This window comes from Armatimonadota bacterium, from assembly GCA_016789105.1.
In the GTDB taxonomy this organism is placed as follows: domain Bacteria; phylum Armatimonadota; class Fimbriimonadia; order Fimbriimonadales; family Fimbriimonadaceae; genus UphvI-Ar2.
In genome coordinates this window covers 84,959-106,006 of record JAEURN010000003.1, presented here as the reverse complement: position 1 = coordinate 106,006, position 21,048 = coordinate 84,959, and the positions used below count along the sequence as shown (strand labels likewise).

Below are 21,048 nucleotides of genomic sequence, written 5' to 3'. Positions count from 1 at the left end.
TTCCGCTTGATGCGATCGCGAATTGCGTGGAGTATTGCCGCTGTTCTTTGTTGCGCCGCCGGTTGGGGCGATGCGGCTGATGACGCCGCCTTAAGGGCCGAAGGGTACATCCGGCCGCCCAAGATGATTGAGCAAGCGGTTTTGGCACCGTGGCACAACAACATCGGCGGGGGATCGTTGAATCCGCAAAACACGTGGTTGTTGGTGACGGTTGGCGACGGCATGCCGCCGATCGAGCGCGTCGGCACACCCCACGTCAACCTGGGCGGAACCCAGATCGACACGGTTGCCGAGCGGGATCGCAGCCTGACCATGCGATCCTCTTCGGGACTGGCCCTGATTGAACTGGCAACGCAAAAGAGGGTCGATGTCTCGTTGCCCAAGGGCGTCCGGGTGAGCGGGGCCCGGTGGTCGCCGGACGGGAGCAAGGTCGCTTTTATCGGCCTGGAAACTAGCAAATCGTCACTATACGTCGTGGAGGCTGCCTCGGGAAAAAGCAAAAAAGTATGCGACGGACTGCGCCTGACTGAAGTGACTTCATTCGATTGGTTGGCCGATTCGAAGCGGATCGTTGTGCCGTTAGCTGTGAACGGGGTCAAGATGCCAACTGCCCCGGCCATAGCCACCGGCCCAAGGGTCAGGCTCAGCGACTCAAAACCCGACCAGTTCCCGACCTATCCCGATTTGTTGAACGATCCTGACGAGATCACTTTGCTCAAGTACTACCTGACTGCGCAGATCGGGGTGGTTGACACGGATCGCGGGTCGGTCCAAAGGGTTGGAGAGCCGATGATGATTGCCGATCTCGATGCGGGTCCGGGAGCCAAGGGATTCCTCGTCCGCAAGTACGAAGGGGAGTTTTCCTACATCCGCCCGGCTTCGTCCGGCGCTCAAAAGCAAGTTCTGCTGGATGCCGCTGGAAAGGAAGTCGCCGTGATTTCCTACTCAGGCAACCGGGCGTCACCCATCAAAAAGGATGACCAGCCTCCTCAGCGGAGCGGCCTGGCTTGGCGGCCCGACGGCGCAGGATTGAGCTACGTTCGGGACGAAGAACTCCCCAAAGATTCCAAAGACAAGCCCAAAAAGCAGCTCGTGTTGTGGAAGGCACCATTTGGAAAAGATGACATCGAGGTTGTCTTCCAATCGGCCGACGCCTTCAATTTGGTTGGTTACGGGTCGGACGGCAAGTCGGTGTTCATCAGCAAGCCGGCTGGCAAGAAGACGGATTATCTCGTCTTTCAGATGGGCACGCAAGGAGACCCCAAAAAGTTCTGGGAAACAAATGCCGATGCCGATTTCTACAGTCAGCCCGGAAGCCTGATGTTCGATTCAAGGCCTGGGATTGGCCGCTTGGTCCGGCAATCCAGCGATGGCGGATCGGTCTTCCTGGCCGGGACGCAATACTTCAAGAACCCGTTGGAAGAGGCCCCGAGGCCGTTTGTAGACCGGCTCGCCCTGGACGGCTCCATGAAACCGGAGAGGATTTGGCAGAGTTCGAGCGACGTTTATGAGACTGCTGATTTGCTGGATGACGGAAAATCTTGGCTGATCAACCGCCAGAGCCCGACGCTGGTCAACCAATTGATCTGGTTGTCCGCTGGCACGGAAACCACCCTCACCAACAATCAGAATTTTGTCCCGGATGTCACCCTGGCCGAACGCAAGCGGATCAAGGTCAAGCGGGATGACGGTGTTGAATTTTGGATCGAGGCGACTTTCCCGCGTGGCATCCCGGCCGAAAACCTTCCGGCATTCATTTGGTTCTATCCGACGGAGTACACGGATCAGAAGACATACGATGAAAGTGGGAGGACGTACAACAAAAACCTGTTCCGCCGAACCGCAACGTCGACTGTCCAGCTTTTGGTGTTGGAAGGGTATGTCGTGGTCGATGCGGATTTCCCCATCACCGGGGAGATCAGCGAGGCAAACAACACGTTCCCGCACCAGCTGCGGATGAACTTTACGGCGATTGTGGACGCCCTAGCGGAGCAATGCGGGGTTGACCGCAAGCGCATGTCGATCGGCGGGCATAGCTATGGAGCATTCGGGACGGCAAATGCCCTAGTTCACACGTCGTTTTTCCGGGCTGGAATCGCCGGAGACGGGAACTATAACCGGACGTTGACGCCCTTTGGTTTCCAACGCGAAGGGCGCGACTTGTGGCGCGGCCGGGAAGTGTATGTGAACATGTCGGCGATGCTGTTTGCCAACCAGATCAACGGGGCATTGCTGATGTACCACGGGATGGAAGACCAAAATGTCGGCACGAACCCGATCAATTCGGAACGGATGTTCGCCGCGTTGGAAGCATTGGGCAAACCGTCTGCGATGTACATGTACCCCTACGAGGATCACGGCCAAATCGGCCTAGAGACGCGCTTGGACATGTGGGCGCGATGGGTGGCCTGGCTGAACAAGTGGGTGAAAAACCCCGAGCCGCCGACAACGGATGCAAAGCCGCCGGAAGGGAATCCGCCACCTAGGCCGTGATTTCTTCTGGAAAGACCGGTTCTTCTTTGTGTTCGGTTGCCCCGGCTTCGATGTCCTTGGCTTGACTCAAGGCAAACTCTTTGAGGAGGGGTTCGGCTTCGGTTTCGGCGGCTTTGCGGAGGGCATCGACCACCTCGATTCGGTGGTCGGGTAGCCATTCCACCAGGTGAAAAACGGCATGCATGGCGCTCCGCCGGCCGATTTTGCTGGGTGCGGTAAGCAGGTGGATGAGCGCCCGGGCGGCCGGTTCGTTGCAAAAGTGCCCGCCAAGGACAACCCCGGCCTTATAGACGGCGCGGCAATAGTCGTCGCCGGCTTCTCCCATGAATTGGGCGATGGCATCGACAACGGCTTGCACTTCACCTTCGCTCCGGCAAAAGGCCCGGTAGTCTTCAAGCATGTCGAGCACACACCACTGTGCCGTTCGGCGGTATGGATGGCACGTATCGGAAAGGATTTCGACGAAGGCGTCGGCAAATTGCAGTTGGCTGGCTCTTTTTTCGATTTCTGTGAGCGCGTGGTAGGCCACGTCACGGTCGCGGGCAAATAGCAAAGCGGCCAGATCCGGGCTGGAGAGCTCATTGATATAGCCGTGGAACCGGGAAGGCAACCCCAGAGCCTCGGTGATGACGTCCATCCGGTCGAGCCAGGGTCCCGCCCCCTGTTCCAGTTCTCCGAGGACGGATTGCCGCGATTGGCCCCTGGCCTCGTTCCAAAGCCCAATAACCCGCCCAAAGATCCCCTGGTCGGTTTCGGCCCATTGAACTTCGTAGGTTTCCCCCCGGAAGTCGTGGTGGGAGATCTCCTTCCAATCATCGGGGAGGACGTGAAAATCGCGGCTGACGGTGTGCGGCGGCCAACGGAACGGTTTCCGGTGCCCGGGATCGACCGCGGGCACCGGGATGCCCGACGGGTTGGCCCGTTTGATCGCCCCCCGTACCCCGGCAAGGATTTCCTGCGCCGTCGCCTCCATGTCCCCGTTTATGTTAGCTGGTTTTGCCGCTCTTGGTTTCAGAGGCCTCTTTGATCTCCTTGGCCATTTGTTTGAGGTGGAGCATGGTGATGGGATCGAGGTTGGGGTTCTGTTGGGCTTTGGCGATTTGCGCTTTGAGCCTTTCCAGCCAGTCCCCGGCAATCAGGTTGGCGTCTGTGTTCACGGAACCCGGCTTGGCATTGGCCAGGGAAACAAGGTTCGCCAAAACGTACCGCTGGAGGTCTCGCTGCAGCGCGGGGACGTTGGTGGAGGCAAACACCTTGGCAAACACCGACTGGCACAGGATGTCGAAGTGCTGAGAGAGTGTGTACCGGGGGCGGTTGCCGAGCGTTTTGAAGTCATTTTCCGCAATTGCATCCAGTTTATCGGGGGCAAGCAGCATTGCCGCCATGATCATCTGCTGGCGCGCGACGTACTCCCGCAGGGGCGCGTTGTAGTCTGCTCCCCCAGCATTGGGGTCTTGGTTGAAGCTGAACAGCACGTCTTGAGGCAGATCCATCGATGTCATTGCCAAGGTGGTGGAGCAAATCGTCCTCATGGCATCGACTTGCCGGGCTGGTGCAACTGGGATCAACGTCGGCTTTTCATCGATATCCCCTTTGAGGTTCCGCCTGAATTCGAAGCCCCCAACCACCCGGGCCGCCATCGCGGCATCGCGGAAACCGGCCCGGATCGTCCTGAGAATCAGGGAGTTGCGGCGGGAATACGACTCTCCGGTCTGGGTGGCCGAATTGATCGCATAGCGGCGGAGCAGGGCATCGCCCTTCTGCTGAACCTTGAGGTACTCCAAGATATCCGAACCGAGATCCCAGCGGACGCTGAGCGGGTTCATCCCGTCGGCATCTTCATCGGTCAGGTAGAGCAACCCGGGCTCGCCATACCGGTTGGCGATTTGGTTCAGGAAATACGGCTCTTGTTTGGTTGCGACACCCAGCGGGGAATACCCGTATTGGATCGCCCAAAGGTCGTACGGCCCGACGGTAGGGTTGTAATAGCCTTTGTGGCCGGCCAACACCGCCTGGGTGTTGAGGCCAACATAATCCATCACGCTTGCCGCCACCCCGGTTTTGGCGATGGAGTCGTAATCGGCGAGTTCTGCTTGTGTTTTGTAGGTCGAAGCGGCAAAGTTGTGACGCAATCCCAGGCAGTGCCCGACTTCATGGGCGACGAGGTCGGCAACCATAATGCGGACATATTCGTGGGCGTCGACAGGGATGCCTTTGGCTTCCATCAGGGCATATCCGTAAGCCGCCCGTTCCGCGAGTCCGCTGGCGTGGTCGCAACCGATTCGCCTAAACCCGTTTGTCGCCATCGGCTTGTCGATGAATTGGCGTAACAGGGTTTGCCTCCCGTCTTCGTCGAACCAAGGCTGGCGCATTGTGCGGCCTGCAACTTCTTCTTTGAATTCAGTGAAGGCGCTGGCCGGGTAGTTGGCGTCGACGGTCACGGCGGCGTTCATGATTTCGCCGGTGATCGGGTCAGGTCGGAACCAGGCGACGGCATAGGCGCTGCTCTCGCTCATGATCCAGCGGACCAGGTTGTACCGTCCGTCGGCATGGTCGTAGGTGGCATCTTTTGGCGCGTCTTGGACTTGGATCGCGTTTTTGAACCCAATCGCTTCAAAGGCCTTGTTCCAATAGAGGATCCCATCGCGGACGCCAGGTCGGTACTCCTCGGGAATCGACGGGTCGAGGATCCAGACGATTGGTTTGACGGGTTCGCTGACCGCGGCCTTGGGATCCTTCTTCTCCAAATGGAACCGTTGGATCAGGCGGGTGGTGCGGTCCGTGCCGTTGAATTTGTCGACGTCGAAATAGTCAGTAGTGAAGTATCCGACCCGGGGGTCAGCAAGCCGGGGTTGGTATCCGTGCTCCTTACGGAACCAGATGTTGGTGCTGACTGTGAGGGGAAGGCTGCGTTTGTCGGCGAGTGGCGGGCCCGAACTCCCCAGAAGGGCCGCAAGGAGGGCCTGGAGCCCTTCGTCGCCGCCGATCCCCGAACTCTTGTAGTGGACGTTGTATTCGACAACCGAGTTTTCCGGAAAGCAAGCGACCCTTTCCACGGAGTAATTCTGCTTATCGGGGCTGTAGCCCGCCCCAACGGTCGCGGAAATCGCCTGCTTGAGCCCGACCACCTCACCTTGGAACAACTCGGTGGCGTTGATCAGGATCAAGTGTTTGACTGGGTGGGTGGCCTCGATCGAGTAGTTGTCGATGATCGCATCGGTGAACGCCCGGCCGCTGGCGATGCCGAGCGGATCTGCCGGGTCAAACCGGTAGCCGAGGTTCGGCTTGACGAGTTGGATGTCGCCTTGTGGGCCTTTGCGGAACCTAAAGACATCTAGGTGTTCTTGGTTGATCGGGTCGCCGGCTTGCAAACCGTCGGATCCGATCCCCCGGTTGACCGTGGCCTGGAGGCAAAAGAGCTTGTCCAACTTGTCTTCGGGCAGTTCGATCAGGAGTTCTTGCTTCCGCTGATAGATGGTGAAATCGCCTTCAAATTTGGGGAGGTCTTTGATTTTCTCCTCGTACTTCTTGATTTCCTTCTCTTCTTCGGTCAGCTGCTTTTCTTGGGCCGGCTTTTCGGCGGGCTTTTCTTCCTGGGCAAAGGAAGGGATGGGTGCGGCAGCCAGGGTGAGGAGGATGGCGAAGGCGAATACGCGGCGCATAAACGCCTTATTGTGCCTGAATCGCTCTGGCAAAAAAGCAGGTGCCCCCCGGTTTTGCGCCAGGGGGCACCTTTTCAAGACTTTCTTGGTTCAGTTGGCTTTAGTGCTGGGCTCGTCGTCGTTGCCCATTTCTTCAAAGCTGCGTTTACCTTCGTCAATTCCTTTTTTGAACTCACCCATACCCCGGCCGAGTCCGCGCATCAGGCTCGGGATTTTGGCTCCACCAAAGAAGATCAAGATGATGACCCCGATGATGATCAGTTCTTGGGTTCCCAAGAAGGCCAGGCTGTTGAGGAGGATGGTCATTGTGATTTTTGCCGCCGCCTGTTAATTATACGGCGGTTTGTCCATGGTTCTTGACGTTGGGCCCCCTTAGAAGTTCGCCATCAATTGTTGGTCTCGATGTTTACGCGCTTGGTTTTGCCTCTTTTATCGGTCACGACCATTTGTCCCTCAAGGTCCATCTCATACCATCCGCGCGGCTCTCCCATCATGCGGGGAGAGTCTTTGAAGTCCCGGGCGACGAACTTTTCTGTGATGTTGCGGCCGGTGGAGGTGGTTTCAAAGAACACGATGACCTTGCTGGGATCAGAGAAATCTGTGCGTTTTTTGCCCGCGACATCTGGGTTGAAGGCGATGTTGGTTTTTGGGCTGGTCTTTGAATTGCAAGACAACTCCGCTTTGATGTCGGCCATGTCGGCAAAGCCCTTCATCGGTCCAGGGACATCTTGCATATCTTTGACATGATCCTTGTAATGCTTTTCATAGTAGGGTGCTAAATCGTCTTGCCACTTGTCTGCGCTGGGGTAGGTCCCTTTGTCGGCGACATAGTCTTTCAGGCTCCGATCAAGCGTGTCGAGGGTGAAGATGCAGGGGGTGAGATCCTTGACCTGACCCATCACGGCAAATGTCATGGCACCGAATGCAATGATCCCCACGCAGCAGAAAGCGGCGAAGGCGACCAGAATCCAGACTAGGGGGTTGGTGCCTTGCCTACGGGGGGCCATACCGGGAGGGGCCGCATACGTCATGGTAATGGACTATACCGGCTTAGGCTAGACTCGGGTTGCAATGGCAAGCTCTGAAAGAGGGTCTGAGGGGGGGCGACCGCCTTCGGTGGATGCATTGGCGCGGACGGTGAACAACGACCCCGCCCTGCACCCCTACGCGGTGCGCGCCGCACGTCTGGCAATTGCCGGTGGCGGAGCCCAAGAGACGGCATCGAGCCACTTTGCCGATGGGGTTGGGCCGAGCCTCAAACCGGTCATCAACATGAGCGGCGTGGTTCTGCACACCGGACTCGGGAGGGCCCGGCTCGCCAAACGGGCGGTTGAAGCGGCTCTGGCGGTTGCCGGTGCGCATGCGGCAGTTGAATTCAACCTGGAATCGGGCGAGCGAGGGGATCGGCAAGACCATGTCAAATGGCTTTTGCAAGAGTTGACGGGGGCTGAGGACGCCTTGGTCGTCAACAACTGTGCGGCGTCGGTCGTCCTTGCCCTCGCGGCGGTTTGCGCTGGTTCGCCCGTTTTGCTTTCGCGAGGACAGATGGTGGAAATCGGCGGGCAGTTCCGGATGCCGGACATCATTGAAATGAGCGGATGCCGGTTGGAAGGCGTGGGTTGCACCAACCGCACACACCTGTCCGATTTTGCCCGGGCGATGGGGGAAGGGTCGGGCGCCATCCTGCGCTGCCACCAAAGCAATTTCGCCCAAATCGGGTTTGTCTCGCAGCCTGAAGCCAAAGACCTCGCAGATTTGGCGCACCAAGCCGGTTGGCAGTTCATAGACGACCTTGGCAGCGGATGTCTGGTGGACACGACGCGCTACGGGTTGCCCAAAGAGCGGACAATTCGCGAGGCCGTCGCCGACGGAGCGGACCTTGTCTTGGCCAGCGGGGACAAACTCTTGGGCGGGCCACAAGCCGGGCTGATCGTCGGCAAGAGCGATTTTGTGGCGCAATGCAAGCGGCACCCTTTGGCGCGGGCGTTCCGCGTCGACAAGCTGACCCTGGCCGGGCTTGAAGCAACGCTCAGGCTCTATTTTGAGGGAAGCGAGCATGAGATCCCGGTCTGGGAGAGCTGCAGCCGAGAATTGGCTTCCATCAGGCGGGACTGCCAGAGGCTGAAAAGCGCATGGGGGGTGGGGGAGGTGCGAGAAGGCGTCACCGAACTCGGCGGGGGTTCGTTCCCCGGTGTGGGGATCCCAACCTGGCGGCTCGGGTTGGGGACGGGGGACGCCGCACTAGCGGCAAAGCTCAGGGGTCGAGGATTGGTTGGCCGAATAGAATGCGGGCAGATCTGGCTGGATCCTCGCACCGCCAACAAACGCGAAACTGCCGAGGCCCGACGGATTCTCGCAGCAATCCGGGAGAATGGGGCATGACCTTTGACATCGAACGGGCCGAGGGCGAACGGATGAAATCGCTGGGTGCCGAAAACCCCGTTTGGCTGCGGTATGTCCGGATCCGCGATTGGACGCTCAAACTGGGGAAGGCCATGGGGGCCGCACCGGAAGAAGAATCTGGCTGGGCCACCTTTGTCTTAGTCATGGAGGCATTTCCGGGCGACCCGGAACCCGCCGACCGGGAACTGGAGGAGCAGGCAAAAGCCTATTTGAGGGACTGGATGGCGCGGGGAAAAGACGAACTTCTGGACGCCCACGAAGCCGTGCTCCTGCTCGATGAGTTGATGGAACAAGAACGGATCCCGGCCGACGAGGCGTTGGATCGGATGGGCAATCTCAAGGAATTGCCCTTTTCCGATGAGGTCATGGCGGCGCTGATCGCGGTTGTCCCCCAACCCGAGCCCGATGTCAGCAACCTAGAAGGCGATGTGCTTGGCGAATCCGAAAGCTGAGCTCTTGCGGGAGTTGGCTGCGGCATCGCCAAACCGGTCAGAGATCGATGCTGTCCAAGCCTTTATTGTGGTGGCCGGCGACCATTTGGGGCTTACGGAAGAGGTTTTGTGGAGCTGGCGGTTCGGCGTCGTTTGGCAGCTGGGCGGCCAGCCGCAGGCGCTGGCCCGAGGAGCGGAATCGATCCTGGAACCGGATCTGTACCGGGAAGTCTCGGCATGTGCCGGCGCTTGGCGGCAAGGCAAGGCACCGAGTATGGCCGTCGCCGGCCGGCCAGAAATCCTTGCCGCCTGGGAATACGCCCAATCCGTGGTGATTCCTATGGAACTAGACTAACTGAGCCAATCGGTTGCCGCGGATTCCCCGGCGACCCAGCCGGTCGCCCACGCTGCTTGGAGGTTGTAGCCTCCCACTGGCCCCGCGATGTCCAAGACTTCGCCAGCCAGGTAAAGCCCCGCGACGACATGAGACCTCATCGTCGCCGGATCCACCTCGTCGAGGCTGACCCCTCCGGAGACGACTTCGCCCTTGTCCAGCACGACATCGGCCACTTCTCCGATCCGCCAGCTTTTGAGGACGATGGCCAAGATGTTGAGTTGTTTTTTGGCCGTGGATTGGAACTTGGCCTGATCATCGATCCCAGCCGATTGGAGCAAGAAGGGAACCACCGATTTGGGCGCAAGCGTTTCGAGATACGCGGCGACCAACCGGTTAGAATGCCGGGACTTGATGTCGGCGAGGCTGGATTGGACCTGGTCGAGGTGGGAGTCGGGAAGAAGGTCGACTTCGATGCGGATGGGGCCGTGCGCCCAGTTGTCCGCGACTTCGCGGCTGATTCCCAGGGCACAAGGGCCACTCACGCCGTGGTGGGTGAATAACAAGTCCCCCCTCCACTTGGCGATGATTTTTCCATTGGCCAGCGCGGCCCTTGTCACAACATCCCTCAGGGCGACGCCTGGAGTTGCCTGAACCCTTCCGGGCCGCAGATCCATTGGAGCGAGCGCGGCGCGGATGGGGACAACCGTGTGGCCGAGGGTGGCCGCCCAACTATAGCCGTCGCCGGTCGTCCCAGATTTGGGATAGCTGCTGCCGCCGGTGCACAGGATGACATGAGAGGATTCTATCGGCCCATCCGCCGTCTGGATCCCCGTCGCCACTCCATTTTGGGCAAGGATCGCTGAGATCGGGGTTTCGAGCCTCACTTCGACTTCGGCGTCTTGGAGGTAACTGGTCAAGATGCGGACAACGTCCTTTGCGTTCTGGTCAACGGGGAAGATCCGTCCGTCTTCACGAGTGTAAACCCGGAGCCCGCGGTGGGTCAGCATGCCGACAATTTTGGTGTTGGGAAAGCGGTGGCATGCCGTCCGGATGAATTCCGCCTCGTTATTGCGGAAAGCCTTAAGCACTTGGGTTATGGGCCCATCGTGGGTGATGTTGCATTTGCCGCCGCCGGAGATCGTGATTTTGGTGCCGAGACGATCGGTTTTTTCGAAGAGGGTCACCTTGGCGCCAAGTGTGGCGGCGCGGTATGCGGCCAGGATCCCGGCGGCCCCTCCACCGATCACGGTTACAGGCGGTTTCACGCCTTAAAGCTCGTACTTGGTCTTTTTGGCCACGGCAACCGTGCCGCCGTCTTCTTGACGTTGAAGTTGAAGTTCCAAGAAGTCGTACAGTTTGTTGACATGGGGCACCAGGGCAAAGAAGACGACGCAGGCCAACGCCACTGTCCCGATCGCATAGACCCACCAAGCCCCGGAGATGGCCCAGGCGGCCACGCCGGCCAGGGCGGACATGTCGAACAGGGCCCCCGTCAAGAGGATTTTGCCTTTCACATCGTCGGATTTGAAGTCGTTGTGGTCTTGAAGGCTCCCGATGAGCGGCTTGATGCCAATGGCGGCGCCGAGGCCTATGAACACCACCGATGCCCCGAAGAGGAAGAGCGGGAGGGTGAGATCAGGCGCCTTGCTCCCAACGGCCTGGTTGATCAGGGGACAAGCCAAACCCAGCCCGATAATAGGGATGAGGAACCAATAGGCGATGAGGACCATGTTCTTGCGCTGGTCGGAATAGGGGGAGGGTTTTTTGGCCATTGTCTTGCGGGTACCGGCAAGGCGATTTTATCCCAGGATGGGCAAGGAAGTTGCAGGGAGACGTGGGAGTCCGGACTGTTGGTGGGTGGAAAAAGACAAGAGTGGTAAAGAACAGACATTTAGGTTGAAATATTTGGCAAAAGTCTGTAAGATTTCTTCGTCATGGTCGCGAAACTCCTTGTAACCGCCTTGCTGTCGGCCTCGTTGCCGGGTTCCTATGTCGATCCGGGAGGGGCGTTTGCCTGCGCGGTTCCGCAGGGGTGGACGGCTCAGCGTACCGATCTCGGCGACGGCCTTGCCCTGACCGAGTTCGCCGACCATAACGACGAGAAGTCCGCGAACGTTACCGTCTTCGTCCAAAGCGCGGGGGGCGACATCCCATCCAGCCAATATGCGGCGGTGAACGACGCGTTTTTAGGATTTATCGTCGAATCGTTGCAAGGAGAGGGGACGGTGACCAACCAAAAGCGGTCGGAAGTAACGTTCGACGGGCGCAAGTGCGCGCTCATGGACTTGGGTTTTACCGACGACGAAGGAGTCAAGTTGACGGGCCGGATCACTGTCGCTATCGGGAAACGCAATGCCGTTGCTGTAATCACCTCGTGGCGGAATGGCGACGACAAGGGCAAAGCCCTGGCCATAGGGCTGGAATCGACAGTTAAAATCGAATCAAAGACCCCGGGAAGTGGGGGATCCGGCTTGTTCAACAAGGATTCACTGGCGGCAGCCACGGGCCAAATGAAGTCGAATTTCGCCCGGAAACCGATGGGCACCGTGATTGCGCAAGGCGAACCACCCCTCACCTACGGGAGCGTCGCCAATTTTGTGACGGTGATCGAGATCCTCTTTGACATCCAGTTGACGGAATCGGAGTTTGCCGCAACTCAGCAACGGTTCATCGAATACTACAATTTGGCCGATGGGGAAGGAAAAAGGATTCTGGCCGAGCAGGGGGCCAGCCTGCTAAAGACGTTGACCACCGGGACGGCAGAGGAGCGCGAACAGAGCCGCCAAGAAGGCAAGGCCGTGTTTGAAAACGCGTTCAAAAACGGAGCCGAAATGGGAATCGGCTACGCCCAAGTGATGTGGGATGCCATCTCCCGCCGGTCGAACGCCATTGCGCAAGCCAAGGGTCAGCCGGCCAAAGACGGCTGGGATCGCGAAATCAGCGAGGGCGACATCGACGCGACAATGGAGATGCTGATATTCATGTGGGTGGGGGCAGGCAGACCGACGGAGGAAGTGACGGCGGAAAATGTTATGGCGATCCGCGGGATGATCCTGCAGAACCTGGCGACGATGGATCCACAGCTTCAAATGCTGATTGCCAACGCACCCAAGATATACGCCGGTTTGCGTCAAAAATGGGCGGCAGGGAGCTTGGAAACCCGGTACGCCATGGCCCAACAGTTCGAAGCGGCTTTGACGGAGTGGGGGATCGGGTCTACGGGGTTCGAGCAGTCTGGCGGCGGGGGAGGATCGGGTAGTGGCAGCAGCATGAATGCGGAAATCGCGATGAACACCGCCTGGAACTCCGCCAAAACCTGGACAACGACTTCCGGCGGCTAGTTTGACTGCTGCCGGAGCCAGTTGATCCGGGCTTGCCGGGATTTAGGCGAATCCAATGTGAACGACCGCGCGTCGCCGAGTTGCCCTTGGATGAACGCCTGGGTTTCGGCGGCGCGCCGTGCAATCAAGTCTTTGTCCCCCGCCCACGCGGTGTAGACGACTTCCTGGTTGGGTTCGTCATAAGCCCACTCGCCGATCAGCCGTCCCCGGTCGAAAATGCCGTGGTTGCTCAGATCGGTCAAACTGCCGCCGGAAACCGGCTTGCCGTCGCCCATCATGTCGCGGTTCTTGTCTTCTTGGTCCAAGTGCAGGGTCAAGTTCCGCGTGAGCAGGATCAGATTGTCGAGACTGGTGAGGAAATGGGGGTTTGAGTGCGAGCTAGCCTCGAGCTGGCCCATCGCGTCAAGATGGGTTTGAAAGGCGAAGTATCCGGGCTGCCATTCCACCAAGTTGTTGGATTCCATCGCCGCTTTGGCATCCCGCTTTGAAAAGCCGGTGAACCAGGCGAATTCTTCAAGTGTGGCGGGGCCGATCCAATCAAAGTAGAGGCTTGCGACTTTGGCTTGGAGCCCACGTTTGTCGAGATCGAAACCAGCGAGGGGGTTTTCTTCCCACAGTGCGTAGGAATACCGATCGTTATCGAGACGGCCATCGGCGGGGATGCGCCGGATTTTGCCTTCGATCTGGAGGCGTCGGATTGCTCCAGGGAGATCCGTGGTGATGCCGTATCTTTTGCCTTCGGGAGTGTAGCTTTTCACTCGGCCGCCAAGGGCTTCTTTGAGCTGGCGGGGATCGGCAGGTCCGTCGGCGAGGGCGTCCAGCACTGCTGCTTTGAGCGATTCGATCTGCTCCCAGGTAAAGCCGAGCTTTCTTTCGCCAGTTTCCATTTTGGGTTCGTCCGCCGGGTGTTGCGCAAGAGCCAAGGCGATGGCGAAGTGCGGGCGGGGGACGATGTAGGTGCAGGCGCGGGCGGCGGGGAGTTCCAGGATCTCAAGGTTGGAGACCGCCTGGTCGGTCTGCGTGCGTGAAAGACCGGCCCGACTCCTGAAATGAAAATAGGGGGTGCATGACCCGACGCCCCGAATCCAGCCTTGTTGGATGAGGTGGGGTTCGGCGGCGGCAGCGCTCTCGGCCATGGAGTATCCATCCAAGCCTTGCAAAGCCGACCTGAATGCCCGGAGTCGTTCAGATGCGGTCACTTGGCTTCAATCGGGATGCCGTACTCAGCTCCGACGGCAAAAATGTGGTCGTCCTTGTTGACGAGCTTGACGGTATGGGAATCGGCTTCACCCACCGGGATCACGCCCTCCCACACCGGGGAAGTAGTTTCGCGGTGGTAAACGACGTACTTCACCCCGGGAGATGCTTTCCACGTGATGGTCGTGTCGTGGGTTTGATCTCGCTTGACCATGGGTTCGGCGGGGGGGTCATTGGCATTGGCCAGCGAAGCCATGACGGCGAGATTGGCGGACGCAACTCGTGCCAGATATTCAAAGTCCATGAATTCGACCCGGTCATCGGGCGTGTGTTGACGTGTGAATTCTTCGTGGACTTCGATGAATCGGACGGCGCTGAACCCATTAGAGGCGAATGGTGTGTGGTCGCCCCCGCGGCCAAACCGGTCGCGCCGGAAGACGAGTTTGGCGCGGAAATCCTTTTGGGTTTCCCGGATAACGAGTTCGGCAAACCGGGCAAGCTCACGCGAATTGTGGGTGTCGGCTTCTTCGCTAAAGATGCGTACCCGTCCCTCATCCTTTTGACCGCTGAGGTTGGACGAGGATCCCACGGTGTCGTTGTTGAGGACGGCATCGATTTTCCAACCGTCCTTCTTGGCCCGGGCGGCCATGTCCGCCGATCCCAGTAGGCCTTGCTCTTCGCCGGAAAAGGCAATGAAGCAGAGCGTGTTCAGATAAGTTGAGTTGGCGAAAACTCTTGCCAGTTCGGCGGCGACGGCCACCCCACTGGCGTCGTCGTTGGCCCCCGGTGCCGGCCCTTCGCCCGGCTTGATTTGCAGGTTAAGGCTATCGATATGCCCTCCGATCAAGATCCGGTTTTCTCGCCGACCGGTCAGGGTGGCGAGAACTTGGGTGCCAGGCATGTCTTCTGGCACGCGCCGCCCTTTGGGGAGCGTGTATTCCCAAAGTTGGACATCCAGGCTTTTGTAGGGCTCCAGTTTGTTGGCAAGGGCCTCACAGGCTGGCCGGAGCCCATCGGATACCGAATTACGGGTGGGGAACGCGGCCAGCATCTCCACCGTGGCACGCAAGTGCTTGGGGTCGGGTTGGTCCAAATCCCGCACGATGTCAAAAAAGTCCATGGAGCTAATTTGGCACAGTCCGAGTACGATGGATGCGTGGCGGCGGCAGATTTTTATTCCGAGAACGGGTACTGGGTGGCCCCGGGATTGTTCGGCGGGGACGAGGTGGCTTTGCTGGGCAACCATTTTATGGAAATGAATGCCCAGCAATCGGGTTACCGGGAGGCTGACGGCCACAACGACGACCCATTGCAAAGGTTCCCGCGGCAGATGATGCCGCACCGGTGGGATGAGCGGAGTTTGGGTTGGCTTTTGGATCCCCGGTTAGACCGGGTTTTCCGGGACATCCTCGGGGCATCGCCGATTGCTGTCCAGACCATGTTCTATTACAAGCCGCCGGGGGCGCGGGGCCAGGCCTTGCACCAAGATAACTTCTACCTCCTTGCGCAGCCGGGCAGCTGTTGCGCCGCCTGGATGGCGGTGGATCCTTGCGACGAGGCAAACGGGTGTTTGCAGGTGGTTCCCGGAAGCCATGTGCTGCCCAACCTTTGCACGGTTGAAGCGGATCAAGGGGAAAGCTTCACGGATGTCACGGTGCCAATCCCTCCCGGGATGGAGGCCGTGCCGGTGGTGATGTCGCCGGGCGATGTGCTGTTTTTTCACGGCCAATTGATCCATGGGAGCCTTCCGAACCGCACGCACGACCGGTTCCGGAGGTGCTTGATTGGGCACTATGTGACAGCGGAGGCAACCGAAGTCAGCCGCTTTTACCACCCCTGTTTGCGCATGGATGGCACTGTCGCCGAACTCGAGGAAGCCGTCGGCGGGGGCGAATGTGGACGGTTTGAGGGCGAAGAACTCCACTTGGAATGCCTGCAAAGCCCCTCGCCAGCGCATGAATGACTGGGACGCTGACGATTTTTGTCCGGAAATGCAGTATTTTCTTAGGGTAGGAACGGATTATTGATAGGCAAGCGAATGGTCAAGCGGCTGATGCAAGCCGCCGAGTACGTCCGGGTCGAAGCAGGCTCGGGCGTCTTTTTGATGGCCGCGGCTTTTTTGGCGATGGTCGCGGCCAATTCGCCACTTGTCGGTTGGTATAAGGGGCTCACACATGCCCATGTGGGCCCCATCGACCTCCATCTGCTGGTCAACGATGGGCTGATGGCCATTTTCTTCCTGGTCGTTGGCTTAGAGATCAAGCGTGAAATTTTCGAGGGGGAGCTCTCCAGTATGAAAAGGGCCCTCCTGCCGGGTTTGGCGGCCGTCGGGGGGATGCTTGTCCCCGCATTGATCTATGTTGCTTTCAACCTTGGTGAAGGCGGCTACATCAGGGGATGGGCGGTTCCGACGGCAACCGACATCGCGTTCAGCCTGGGGATCCTTTCGTTGTTTGGCAACAAGGTGCCGATTTCCTTGAAGATCTTCTTGACGGCGTTGGCCATCATCGATGACCTTTTGGCGGTCTTGGCGATTGCCGCGTTCTACACATCCCAGATTTCATGGATTCATTTGGGGCTCGCGTTCTTGATTTTGGGCGTACTGGCGTTTTTGGCTTACCGGGGAGTGAAAAGCTTGTGGGTGTTCCTGCTACCCGGATTGCCATTGCTGTATCTGGTTTACCAATCGGGGGTCCATGCCACGATTGCCGGCGTACTGCTGGCCATGGTCATTCCGCTCCGAAGCCGGAATGACGATGAAGATTCGCCTCTGGTCCAGTTGGAACATGCGCTCCACACTCCCGTGGCCTATGGGGTTTTGCCGATTTTCGCGTTTTTCAATTCTGGGGTGCCGGTGACCGGGCTGCGTCCGGCGGACTTTCAGGAGCCGGTCACCCTGGGGGTTTTGTTGGGGCTGTTCGTTGGCAAGCAGGTGGGCGTGTTTGCCCTGTGTTGGGCTCTGATTAAAGCCAAAGTTGCGGAGTTGCCCCAACATGTGAGTTGGGGGCAATTTTATGGGATTAGTGCGCTGACGGGGGTCGGGTTCACGATGAGCCTCTTCATCGGCGGGTTGGCCTATTCGGATGAGCACACGAAGGAACTGGCCAAAGTCGGGGTGATAGGTGGGAGCCTGCTTTCGGCGTTGTTGGCGGCGACTCTCTTTTATGTTTTCCGGGACAGCGAGCCGGACTAGAGCCCCAAATCGGCCATCCATACAGAGGATCCTGCTTGGGCCGCGGCAATTTTTGCGAGTTTCCGATCCCCTTTGTTCTTGATTGCCGGGACGGGGTCAGGGAAGAGTCCCCAGTTGATGTTCATTGGGGCGAACTCCCGTTCGGTATCGGCATCGCTGAGATGATCGATCAGTGATCCGTAGGCACAGGCACGGGGTGGGAGCAATGGTTCCAAGCCATGGGCGCGGCGGATCAACGTGTGGGCGACAAAGATCCCCATTGCCGCCGATTCGACGTATCCTTCAACGCCTGTGATCTGCCCGGCCAAGAATAGCCCTGGGCGATCCTTGAACTCGAGCCAGGGGGTCAGGGTCTGCGGCGAATCGACGTAGGTGTTGCGATGGATCACGCCCATGCGGACGAACTCGGCGTTTTGAAGCCCAGGCACCATGCGCAGGACTTCGAGCTGGGGCCCCCACTTCATCCGGGTTTGGCAAGCCACCAGCGAATAAAGTGTCTTTTCACGATTTTCTGGCCGTAATTGCAGGGCAGCCCACGGGCGCCGCCCGGTTCGGGGATCGCGGAGTCCTACTGGTTTGAAGTTGCCGAATCGCAGGGAATCATGGCCCTTGCTGGCGATCTCCTCGATGGGCTTGCACCCCTCAAAGTATTTCGGGTCTTCGAAATCCTTGAGGGGAACCCGTTCGGCCGCAACGAGGGCGGTGACAAAGGCGTCGTATTCTTCTTTGTTGAAAGGGCAGTTGAGGTAGTCGTCGCCGCCGCCTTTGTCATACCGGCTCTGGGCAAAGACGATGTCGCGGTCGAGGGTGGAGGCATCGACCGTGGGGGCGACGGCATCGTAAAAGTACAGGTGTTCGCGGCCCGTCAAGTCGGCGATCCACCGGCCCAACCCCTCACTGGTGAGGGGTCCGGTGGCGATCACCAAAGGTTCTCCTTTAGCCAAGGTGCTTTCTGCCATCTCCGGCAAAAAAACCTCGCGTTTGACCGTGATCTTGGGATGGCGCTCAATTGTTTGGGTGACCGCTTGGGCAAATTTTTCTCGATCCACGCAAAGGGCCGACCCTCCGGGCACCGAATGTTCTTCGGCCAAGGGGATCAGCAGCGACCCGAGGGCGCGCATCTCCGCTTTGAGTTGGCCGGCGGGAGTGGAAGGGTCTTGGGATTTGAAGCTGTTGCTGCAAACCAACTCGGCAAACTGATCCGACTTGTGGGCCGGCGTGCTTTGCACGCCGCGCATTTCGTAGAGAGTCACATCAAGCCCGGCCTGGGCGCAAACAAACGCGCATTCCGAACCGGCCATTCCGGCGCCGACGATGTGAACCATGGCCTCCTATTGTGGCGGGTCAGGGATCGGGGCTCATTTCCATCCCCACATCGGCTTGAACGTGAATCCGCGTGCAAGAGGAACTTGGTTGAAGGCATTGGGTCCCGATTCCGCGACCCCGGGCGCCGCGACTGAGCGTGCCGACGGCCACAGGCGACCGAATTCTGTGAGCTGGATATATGTTCCACGGTTGCTATAGGGCACCGTTTCAGAACCTCCGTACCGCAACACCGGTGCCCGGTAAGCCCATGCCGAAAGGTCTTTGCCCCGGGATTCGTTGAGGGAATCCAGAGCTTTGCCAAGGGCGGTGAAGATTACGGCCGATTTTTGGCGACCAGCTAGATAGTCGATCTTGGTTTTGCCGTCCAAAGCCGCGACCATCACATCCGGCTGGAGGATTTGGTTGAACAGGGCGTCCGATGTGAAGTTCCCGAATATGTCGAGGAAGAGCTCACGCCGGAGTTGGTCCACCGCTGCGTAAAACACCGTCGGCGGGATTTCCCCCTCAAGGTTTTTGCCTTTGTATCCGGCCAACTGCCGCAATCCGGGGGCATCGTTCATGTCGGGGCCGGTGATCACAGACTTGAACCGCTCGGCAAAGGCGTCGGCGGTCATCTCGTCTTGCGTGGCGTTGGATTTGACGATGTTCGCCACATCTTGGGCCGATAGTTTCTCCTGACCGAGGTTTTGACGGATGTTGGTGACCCGGAAGTATTTGCCCCAAACGGGAGTGTCGCCGTTGGGCCACCAGGCTACCGGTTTGTTGTTCCAATTGGTTATTAGCCCAGATTCGGGATTGTCGCACCTGGGCATTTGGTAAGGCTCAACAAACCCTTGCCACTGGTTTGCCGGCGTGTCGATGGTCGGCAGCCGGGGGTCAACCCCCTTGGCCCGGATCGGCACCCGGCCGCAATATCGGTAACCGATATCCCCTTTGGCGGTGGCGAAGAACAGGTTGAAACTCACGGGGACCGTGGCAGCGAAGGCGGTGAAATCGGCCGGTTCCTTGGCGGTGTAAAGGTCGAACACGGCCGACGTCGCCTGGATTTCGCGCTTCCAAAACGCCGAGTTGAGCGAATAGACCGCTTTGCTTCCCGTGGATTTAAGGAGGACGGGCCCAAAAACTGTCCGCAGTTGGGTGACTTCTTTGTCGGGTTGGCCCTTGACCTTGAGCGTGAAACTGACTTTTTCGAATGGGGTTTCTTGCCCGTTGTGGGTGTAGGTGTCGGCATTTGCCAGGGGGGAGACAAAGATGTCTTCCAAATCGGCGACCCCAGAAGTGAAGCCCCATGCGGCGTTGGGCGAGTATCCGATGATGACCCCGGGAATTCCGGGCACGTCCATCCCGGCAACTTTGAGGTCGGGGGTGTCGATGGCGACTTCGTGGACGATGCTCGGGGTGGCGTGGCCCATTTGGGGTGCCGACATGATCATCGCTTGTCCCGTCAACGACCGACGGGGGCTGACAACGACAGCGTAGCTTCCGGATTTGAACGGGACAGAGTTCGCTTCGGCGACAATTTTTTGGTCTTCCATGCTGGCAAGGCGGATAGCCCCGGCCAATTCGAGGAGGTTGGTGGGGGGCAGTGCCTTCAGGTGCGCTTCGCTCTCCTCTCGTGAGAAATCGAAAATCTTTGGCGGGAAGGCGACAAGGTCGTCCCGCTTGGCAACCGTGGTAGGGGAGTCGGGGTTGTTGGCCCAAGCTAGGTCGTCCAGGGCATCCAAAACGCGGTCTTTGATGGCAGGACGGGTTCTTAGATATTGGACCATGGCGTAGTTGCGCAGTTCACCCGCACCACCCTGGCCAAACTGGCGGCTTAGGTTGACCATGATCGCGGCGGTGTCGGTCATGGTCCATGGCCTGGGTTGGAACCCGTTCGCTTGGTAACCCTCTGGGAGGGTGCCTTCGGCTGTCCGCTTGTCGATCGTGTCGTTGATACCGGCAACATAGGCCCGCCAAGCTTCCTGGATGGGCTGCGGGACGGAACCGACCATCACATCGTATTCATCGGCGGTGTACTGTTTGGCCAGCGTGGCCCGGTCACTGGCTTCATAGGCGGGTCCGAGCACCTCCGCCATTTGGCCGAGGCTGGTTCGGCGGGACATTTCCAGCTGCCATAGGCGGTCTTCGGCAACTGCCCTCCCCATCAATCGAAAAGCGTCCACCGTCGATCCCGCATGGATCATGGGGACGCCGAAACCGTCCCGGATGACCGTTGCGGATTGGAAGGCGAATGCGGCGATTCCCAGCGCAAGCATGCCTGGGTTTTACCAGCCGCGAGCATTCACGGGAGGCGGCGGTTTGAACCGGGCAACGATTTGTCACCTCCGGTGAACCGGTAAACCACGTAGAGGATGCCCAAAACGACGGCCGCGGGGATGGCCAACTTCACCAACAACCCCAGCAAACCCAGGGCAAGCCCGCCGACCAACTTGATGCCGATGAATGCCCCGATGACCACGGCGATTGCGATGAAAATGGTTTTGGCGACGGAGTTTCTGTTCATGGTGCGACCCCTGTATGGGCAGAGACGGTTGAGGCAGGAGGGGGGTTGCGGGTTTGGGACTCCTTGCGGCTTGCGGATCTTTGGAGTTTTGGACGCGTTGCAGGAGTTTGCCTACATTCAGAGGGCGGTGTCCGACGGTGCCTTTGGAAGCGCCGGCCG

The 21,048-nt window shown here is 59.0% G+C and carries 18 protein-coding genes; 7 read left to right on the top strand and 11 right to left on the bottom strand.

Annotated elements, in window-relative coordinates; all coding sequences use genetic code 11:
- Positions 1-9 precede the first annotated feature (9 nt).
- Positions 10-2,493 (top strand): S9 family peptidase, encoded by a 2,484-nt coding sequence (locus JNM28_02490; protein ID MBL8067292.1) that lies wholly within the window; start codon positions 10-12, stop codon positions 2,491-2,493.
- Here the strand turns inward: JNM28_02490 and JNM28_02485 are convergent.
- From JNM28_02485 to JNM28_02470, 4 genes are all read right to left on the bottom strand, one after another.
- The gene (locus JNM28_02485; GenBank protein MBL8067291.1) at positions 2,483-3,466 is read right to left on the bottom strand and encodes a hypothetical protein; all 984 of its coding nucleotides are present in this window, start codon (positions 3,464-3,466) and stop codon (positions 2,483-2,485) included. The two genes, JNM28_02490 and JNM28_02485, sit on opposite strands and share 11 nt — an antisense overlap.
- Positions 3,467-3,479: 13 nt before the next feature.
- Complete coding sequence (locus JNM28_02480) at positions 3,480-6,155, bottom strand: zinc-dependent metalloprotease (protein MBL8067290.1); 2,676 nt, start codon at positions 6,153-6,155, stop codon at positions 3,480-3,482.
- Positions 6,156-6,245: 90 nt separating this feature from the next.
- On the bottom strand, positions 6,246-6,461 hold the full coding sequence (locus JNM28_02475; protein MBL8067289.1) for a twin-arginine translocase TatA/TatE family subunit: 216 nt from the start codon (positions 6,459-6,461) through the stop codon (positions 6,246-6,248).
- A gap of 80 nt (positions 6,462-6,541) precedes the next feature.
- Entirely contained in the window at positions 6,542-7,186 is a 645-nt protein-coding gene (locus tag JNM28_02470; GenBank protein ID MBL8067288.1) for a hypothetical protein, read from the bottom strand.
- A 40-nt stretch (positions 7,187-7,226) separates the two neighbouring features.
- Between JNM28_02470 and selA the strand changes: the two genes are divergently transcribed.
- From selA to JNM28_02455, 3 genes are read left to right on the top strand one after another with little or no spacing between them, the layout of a single operon-like run.
- Positions 7,227-8,537 (top strand): L-seryl-tRNA(Sec) selenium transferase, encoded by a 1,311-nt coding sequence (gene selA / locus JNM28_02465; GenBank protein MBL8067287.1) that lies wholly within the window; start codon positions 7,227-7,229, stop codon positions 8,535-8,537.
- Positions 8,534-9,010, top strand: coding sequence for a hypothetical protein (locus JNM28_02460; protein ID MBL8067286.1), 477 nt, complete (start codon positions 8,534-8,536; stop codon positions 9,008-9,010). Before selA ends, JNM28_02460 begins: the two co-directional genes overlap by 4 nt.
- Complete coding sequence (locus JNM28_02455; GenBank protein MBL8067285.1) at positions 8,991-9,344, top strand: hypothetical protein; 354 nt, start codon at positions 8,991-8,993, stop codon at positions 9,342-9,344. Before JNM28_02460 ends, JNM28_02455 begins: the two co-directional genes overlap by 20 nt.
- Here JNM28_02455 and JNM28_02450 read toward each other — a convergent pair.
- Together JNM28_02450 and JNM28_02445 are read right to left on the bottom strand one after the other, a co-directional pair.
- The gene (locus JNM28_02450; GenBank protein MBL8067284.1) at positions 9,341-10,591 is read right to left on the bottom strand and encodes an aminoacetone oxidase family FAD-binding enzyme; all 1,251 of its coding nucleotides are present in this window, start codon (positions 10,589-10,591) and stop codon (positions 9,341-9,343) included. The genes JNM28_02455 and JNM28_02450 overlap by 4 nt on opposite strands.
- A gap of 3 nt (positions 10,592-10,594) precedes the next feature.
- The gene (locus JNM28_02445; GenBank protein ID MBL8067283.1) at positions 10,595-11,098 is read right to left on the bottom strand and encodes a hypothetical protein; all 504 of its coding nucleotides are present in this window, start codon (positions 11,096-11,098) and stop codon (positions 10,595-10,597) included.
- 162 nt (positions 11,099-11,260) lie between these two features.
- On the opposite strand from JNM28_02445, the gene JNM28_02440 reads away from it, so the two are divergent.
- Positions 11,261-12,667 carry a hypothetical protein gene (locus JNM28_02440; GenBank protein ID MBL8067282.1) on the top strand — a complete coding sequence of 469 codons (1,407 nt, stop codon included), beginning with the start codon at positions 11,261-11,263 and terminating at the stop codon, positions 12,665-12,667.
- On the opposite strand, the gene JNM28_02435 is transcribed toward JNM28_02440, so the two are convergent.
- Both JNM28_02435 and JNM28_02430 read right to left on the bottom strand, forming a co-directional pair.
- On the bottom strand, positions 12,664-13,803 hold the full coding sequence (locus tag JNM28_02435; protein MBL8067281.1) for a winged helix DNA-binding domain-containing protein: 1,140 nt from the start codon (positions 13,801-13,803) through the stop codon (positions 12,664-12,666). The two genes, JNM28_02440 and JNM28_02435, sit on opposite strands and share 4 nt — an antisense overlap.
- A gap of 59 nt (positions 13,804-13,862) precedes the next feature.
- Entirely contained in the window at positions 13,863-14,711 is an 849-nt protein-coding gene (locus JNM28_02430) for a M20/M25/M40 family metallo-hydrolase (protein ID MBL8067280.1), read from the bottom strand.
- Here JNM28_02430 and JNM28_02425 point away from each other — a divergent pair.
- Complete coding sequence (locus JNM28_02425) at positions 14,697-15,827, top strand: phytanoyl-CoA dioxygenase family protein (protein MBL8067279.1); 1,131 nt, start codon at positions 14,697-14,699, stop codon at positions 15,825-15,827. The two genes, JNM28_02430 and JNM28_02425, sit on opposite strands and share 15 nt — an antisense overlap.
- 75 nt (positions 15,828-15,902) lie before the next feature.
- Positions 15,903-17,057 (top strand): Na+/H+ antiporter NhaA, encoded by a 1,155-nt coding sequence (nhaA, locus tag JNM28_02420; GenBank protein MBL8067278.1) that lies wholly within the window; start codon positions 15,903-15,905, stop codon positions 17,055-17,057.
- On the opposite strand, the gene trmFO is transcribed toward nhaA, so the two are convergent.
- Genes trmFO through JNM28_02405 form a run of 3 tightly spaced genes read right to left on the bottom strand, consistent with a single transcriptional unit; the run spans position 17,054 to position 20,889 of the window.
- A complete protein-coding gene (gene trmFO, locus JNM28_02415) occupies positions 17,054-18,382 on the bottom strand; it encodes a methylenetetrahydrofolate--tRNA-(uracil(54)-C(5))-methyltransferase (FADH(2)-oxidizing) TrmFO (GenBank protein ID MBL8067277.1) in 1,329 nt (442 codons plus the stop codon). The two genes, nhaA and trmFO, sit on opposite strands and share 4 nt — an antisense overlap.
- Before the next feature lie 33 nt (positions 18,383-18,415).
- On the bottom strand, positions 18,416-20,641 hold the full coding sequence (locus JNM28_02410; protein ID MBL8067276.1) for a penicillin acylase family protein: 2,226 nt from the start codon (positions 20,639-20,641) through the stop codon (positions 18,416-18,418).
- Positions 20,642-20,667: 26 nt separating this feature from the next.
- Positions 20,668-20,889 carry a hypothetical protein gene (locus tag JNM28_02405; GenBank protein ID MBL8067275.1) on the bottom strand — a complete coding sequence of 74 codons (222 nt, stop codon included), beginning with the start codon at positions 20,887-20,889 and terminating at the stop codon, positions 20,668-20,670.
- Positions 20,890-21,048: the final 159 nt, after the last annotated feature.

Coding starts and splice junctions, on each gene's coding strand:
- JNM28_02490 (MBL8067292.1), top strand. CDS start 10: ATGCGATCGCGAATTGCGTGGAGTATTGCCGCTGTTCTTTGTTGCGCC.
- JNM28_02485 (MBL8067291.1), bottom strand. CDS start 3,466: ATGGAGGCGACGGCGCAGGAAATCCTTGCCGGGGTACGGGGGGCGATC.
- JNM28_02480 (MBL8067290.1), bottom strand. CDS start 6,155: ATGCGCCGCGTATTCGCCTTCGCCATCCTCCTCACCCTGGCTGCCGCA.
- JNM28_02475 (MBL8067289.1), bottom strand. CDS start 6,461: ATGACCATCCTCCTCAACAGCCTGGCCTTCTTGGGAACCCAAGAACTG.
- JNM28_02470 (MBL8067288.1), bottom strand. CDS start 7,186: ATGACGTATGCGGCCCCTCCCGGTATGGCCCCCCGTAGGCAAGGCACC.
- selA (MBL8067287.1), top strand. CDS start 7,227: ATGGCAAGCTCTGAAAGAGGGTCTGAGGGGGGGCGACCGCCTTCGGTG.
- JNM28_02460 (MBL8067286.1), top strand. CDS start 8,534: ATGACCTTTGACATCGAACGGGCCGAGGGCGAACGGATGAAATCGCTG.
- JNM28_02445 (MBL8067283.1), bottom strand. CDS start 11,098: ATGGCCAAAAAACCCTCCCCCTATTCCGACCAGCGCAAGAACATGGTC.
- JNM28_02440 (MBL8067282.1), top strand. CDS start 11,261: ATGGTCGCGAAACTCCTTGTAACCGCCTTGCTGTCGGCCTCGTTGCCG.
- JNM28_02435 (MBL8067281.1), bottom strand. CDS start 13,803: ATGGCCGAGAGCGCTGCCGCCGCCGAACCCCACCTCATCCAACAAGGC.
- JNM28_02425 (MBL8067279.1), top strand. CDS start 14,697: ATGCCCTCCGATCAAGATCCGGTTTTCTCGCCGACCGGTCAGGGTGGC.
- nhaA (MBL8067278.1), top strand. CDS start 15,903: ATGGTCAAGCGGCTGATGCAAGCCGCCGAGTACGTCCGGGTCGAAGCA.
- trmFO (MBL8067277.1), bottom strand. CDS start 18,382: ATGGTTCACATCGTCGGCGCCGGAATGGCCGGTTCGGAATGCGCGTTT.
- JNM28_02410 (MBL8067276.1), bottom strand. CDS start 20,641: ATGCTTGCGCTGGGAATCGCCGCATTCGCCTTCCAATCCGCAACGGTC.
- JNM28_02405 (MBL8067275.1), bottom strand. CDS start 20,889: ATGAACAGAAACTCCGTCGCCAAAACCATTTTCATCGCAATCGCCGTG.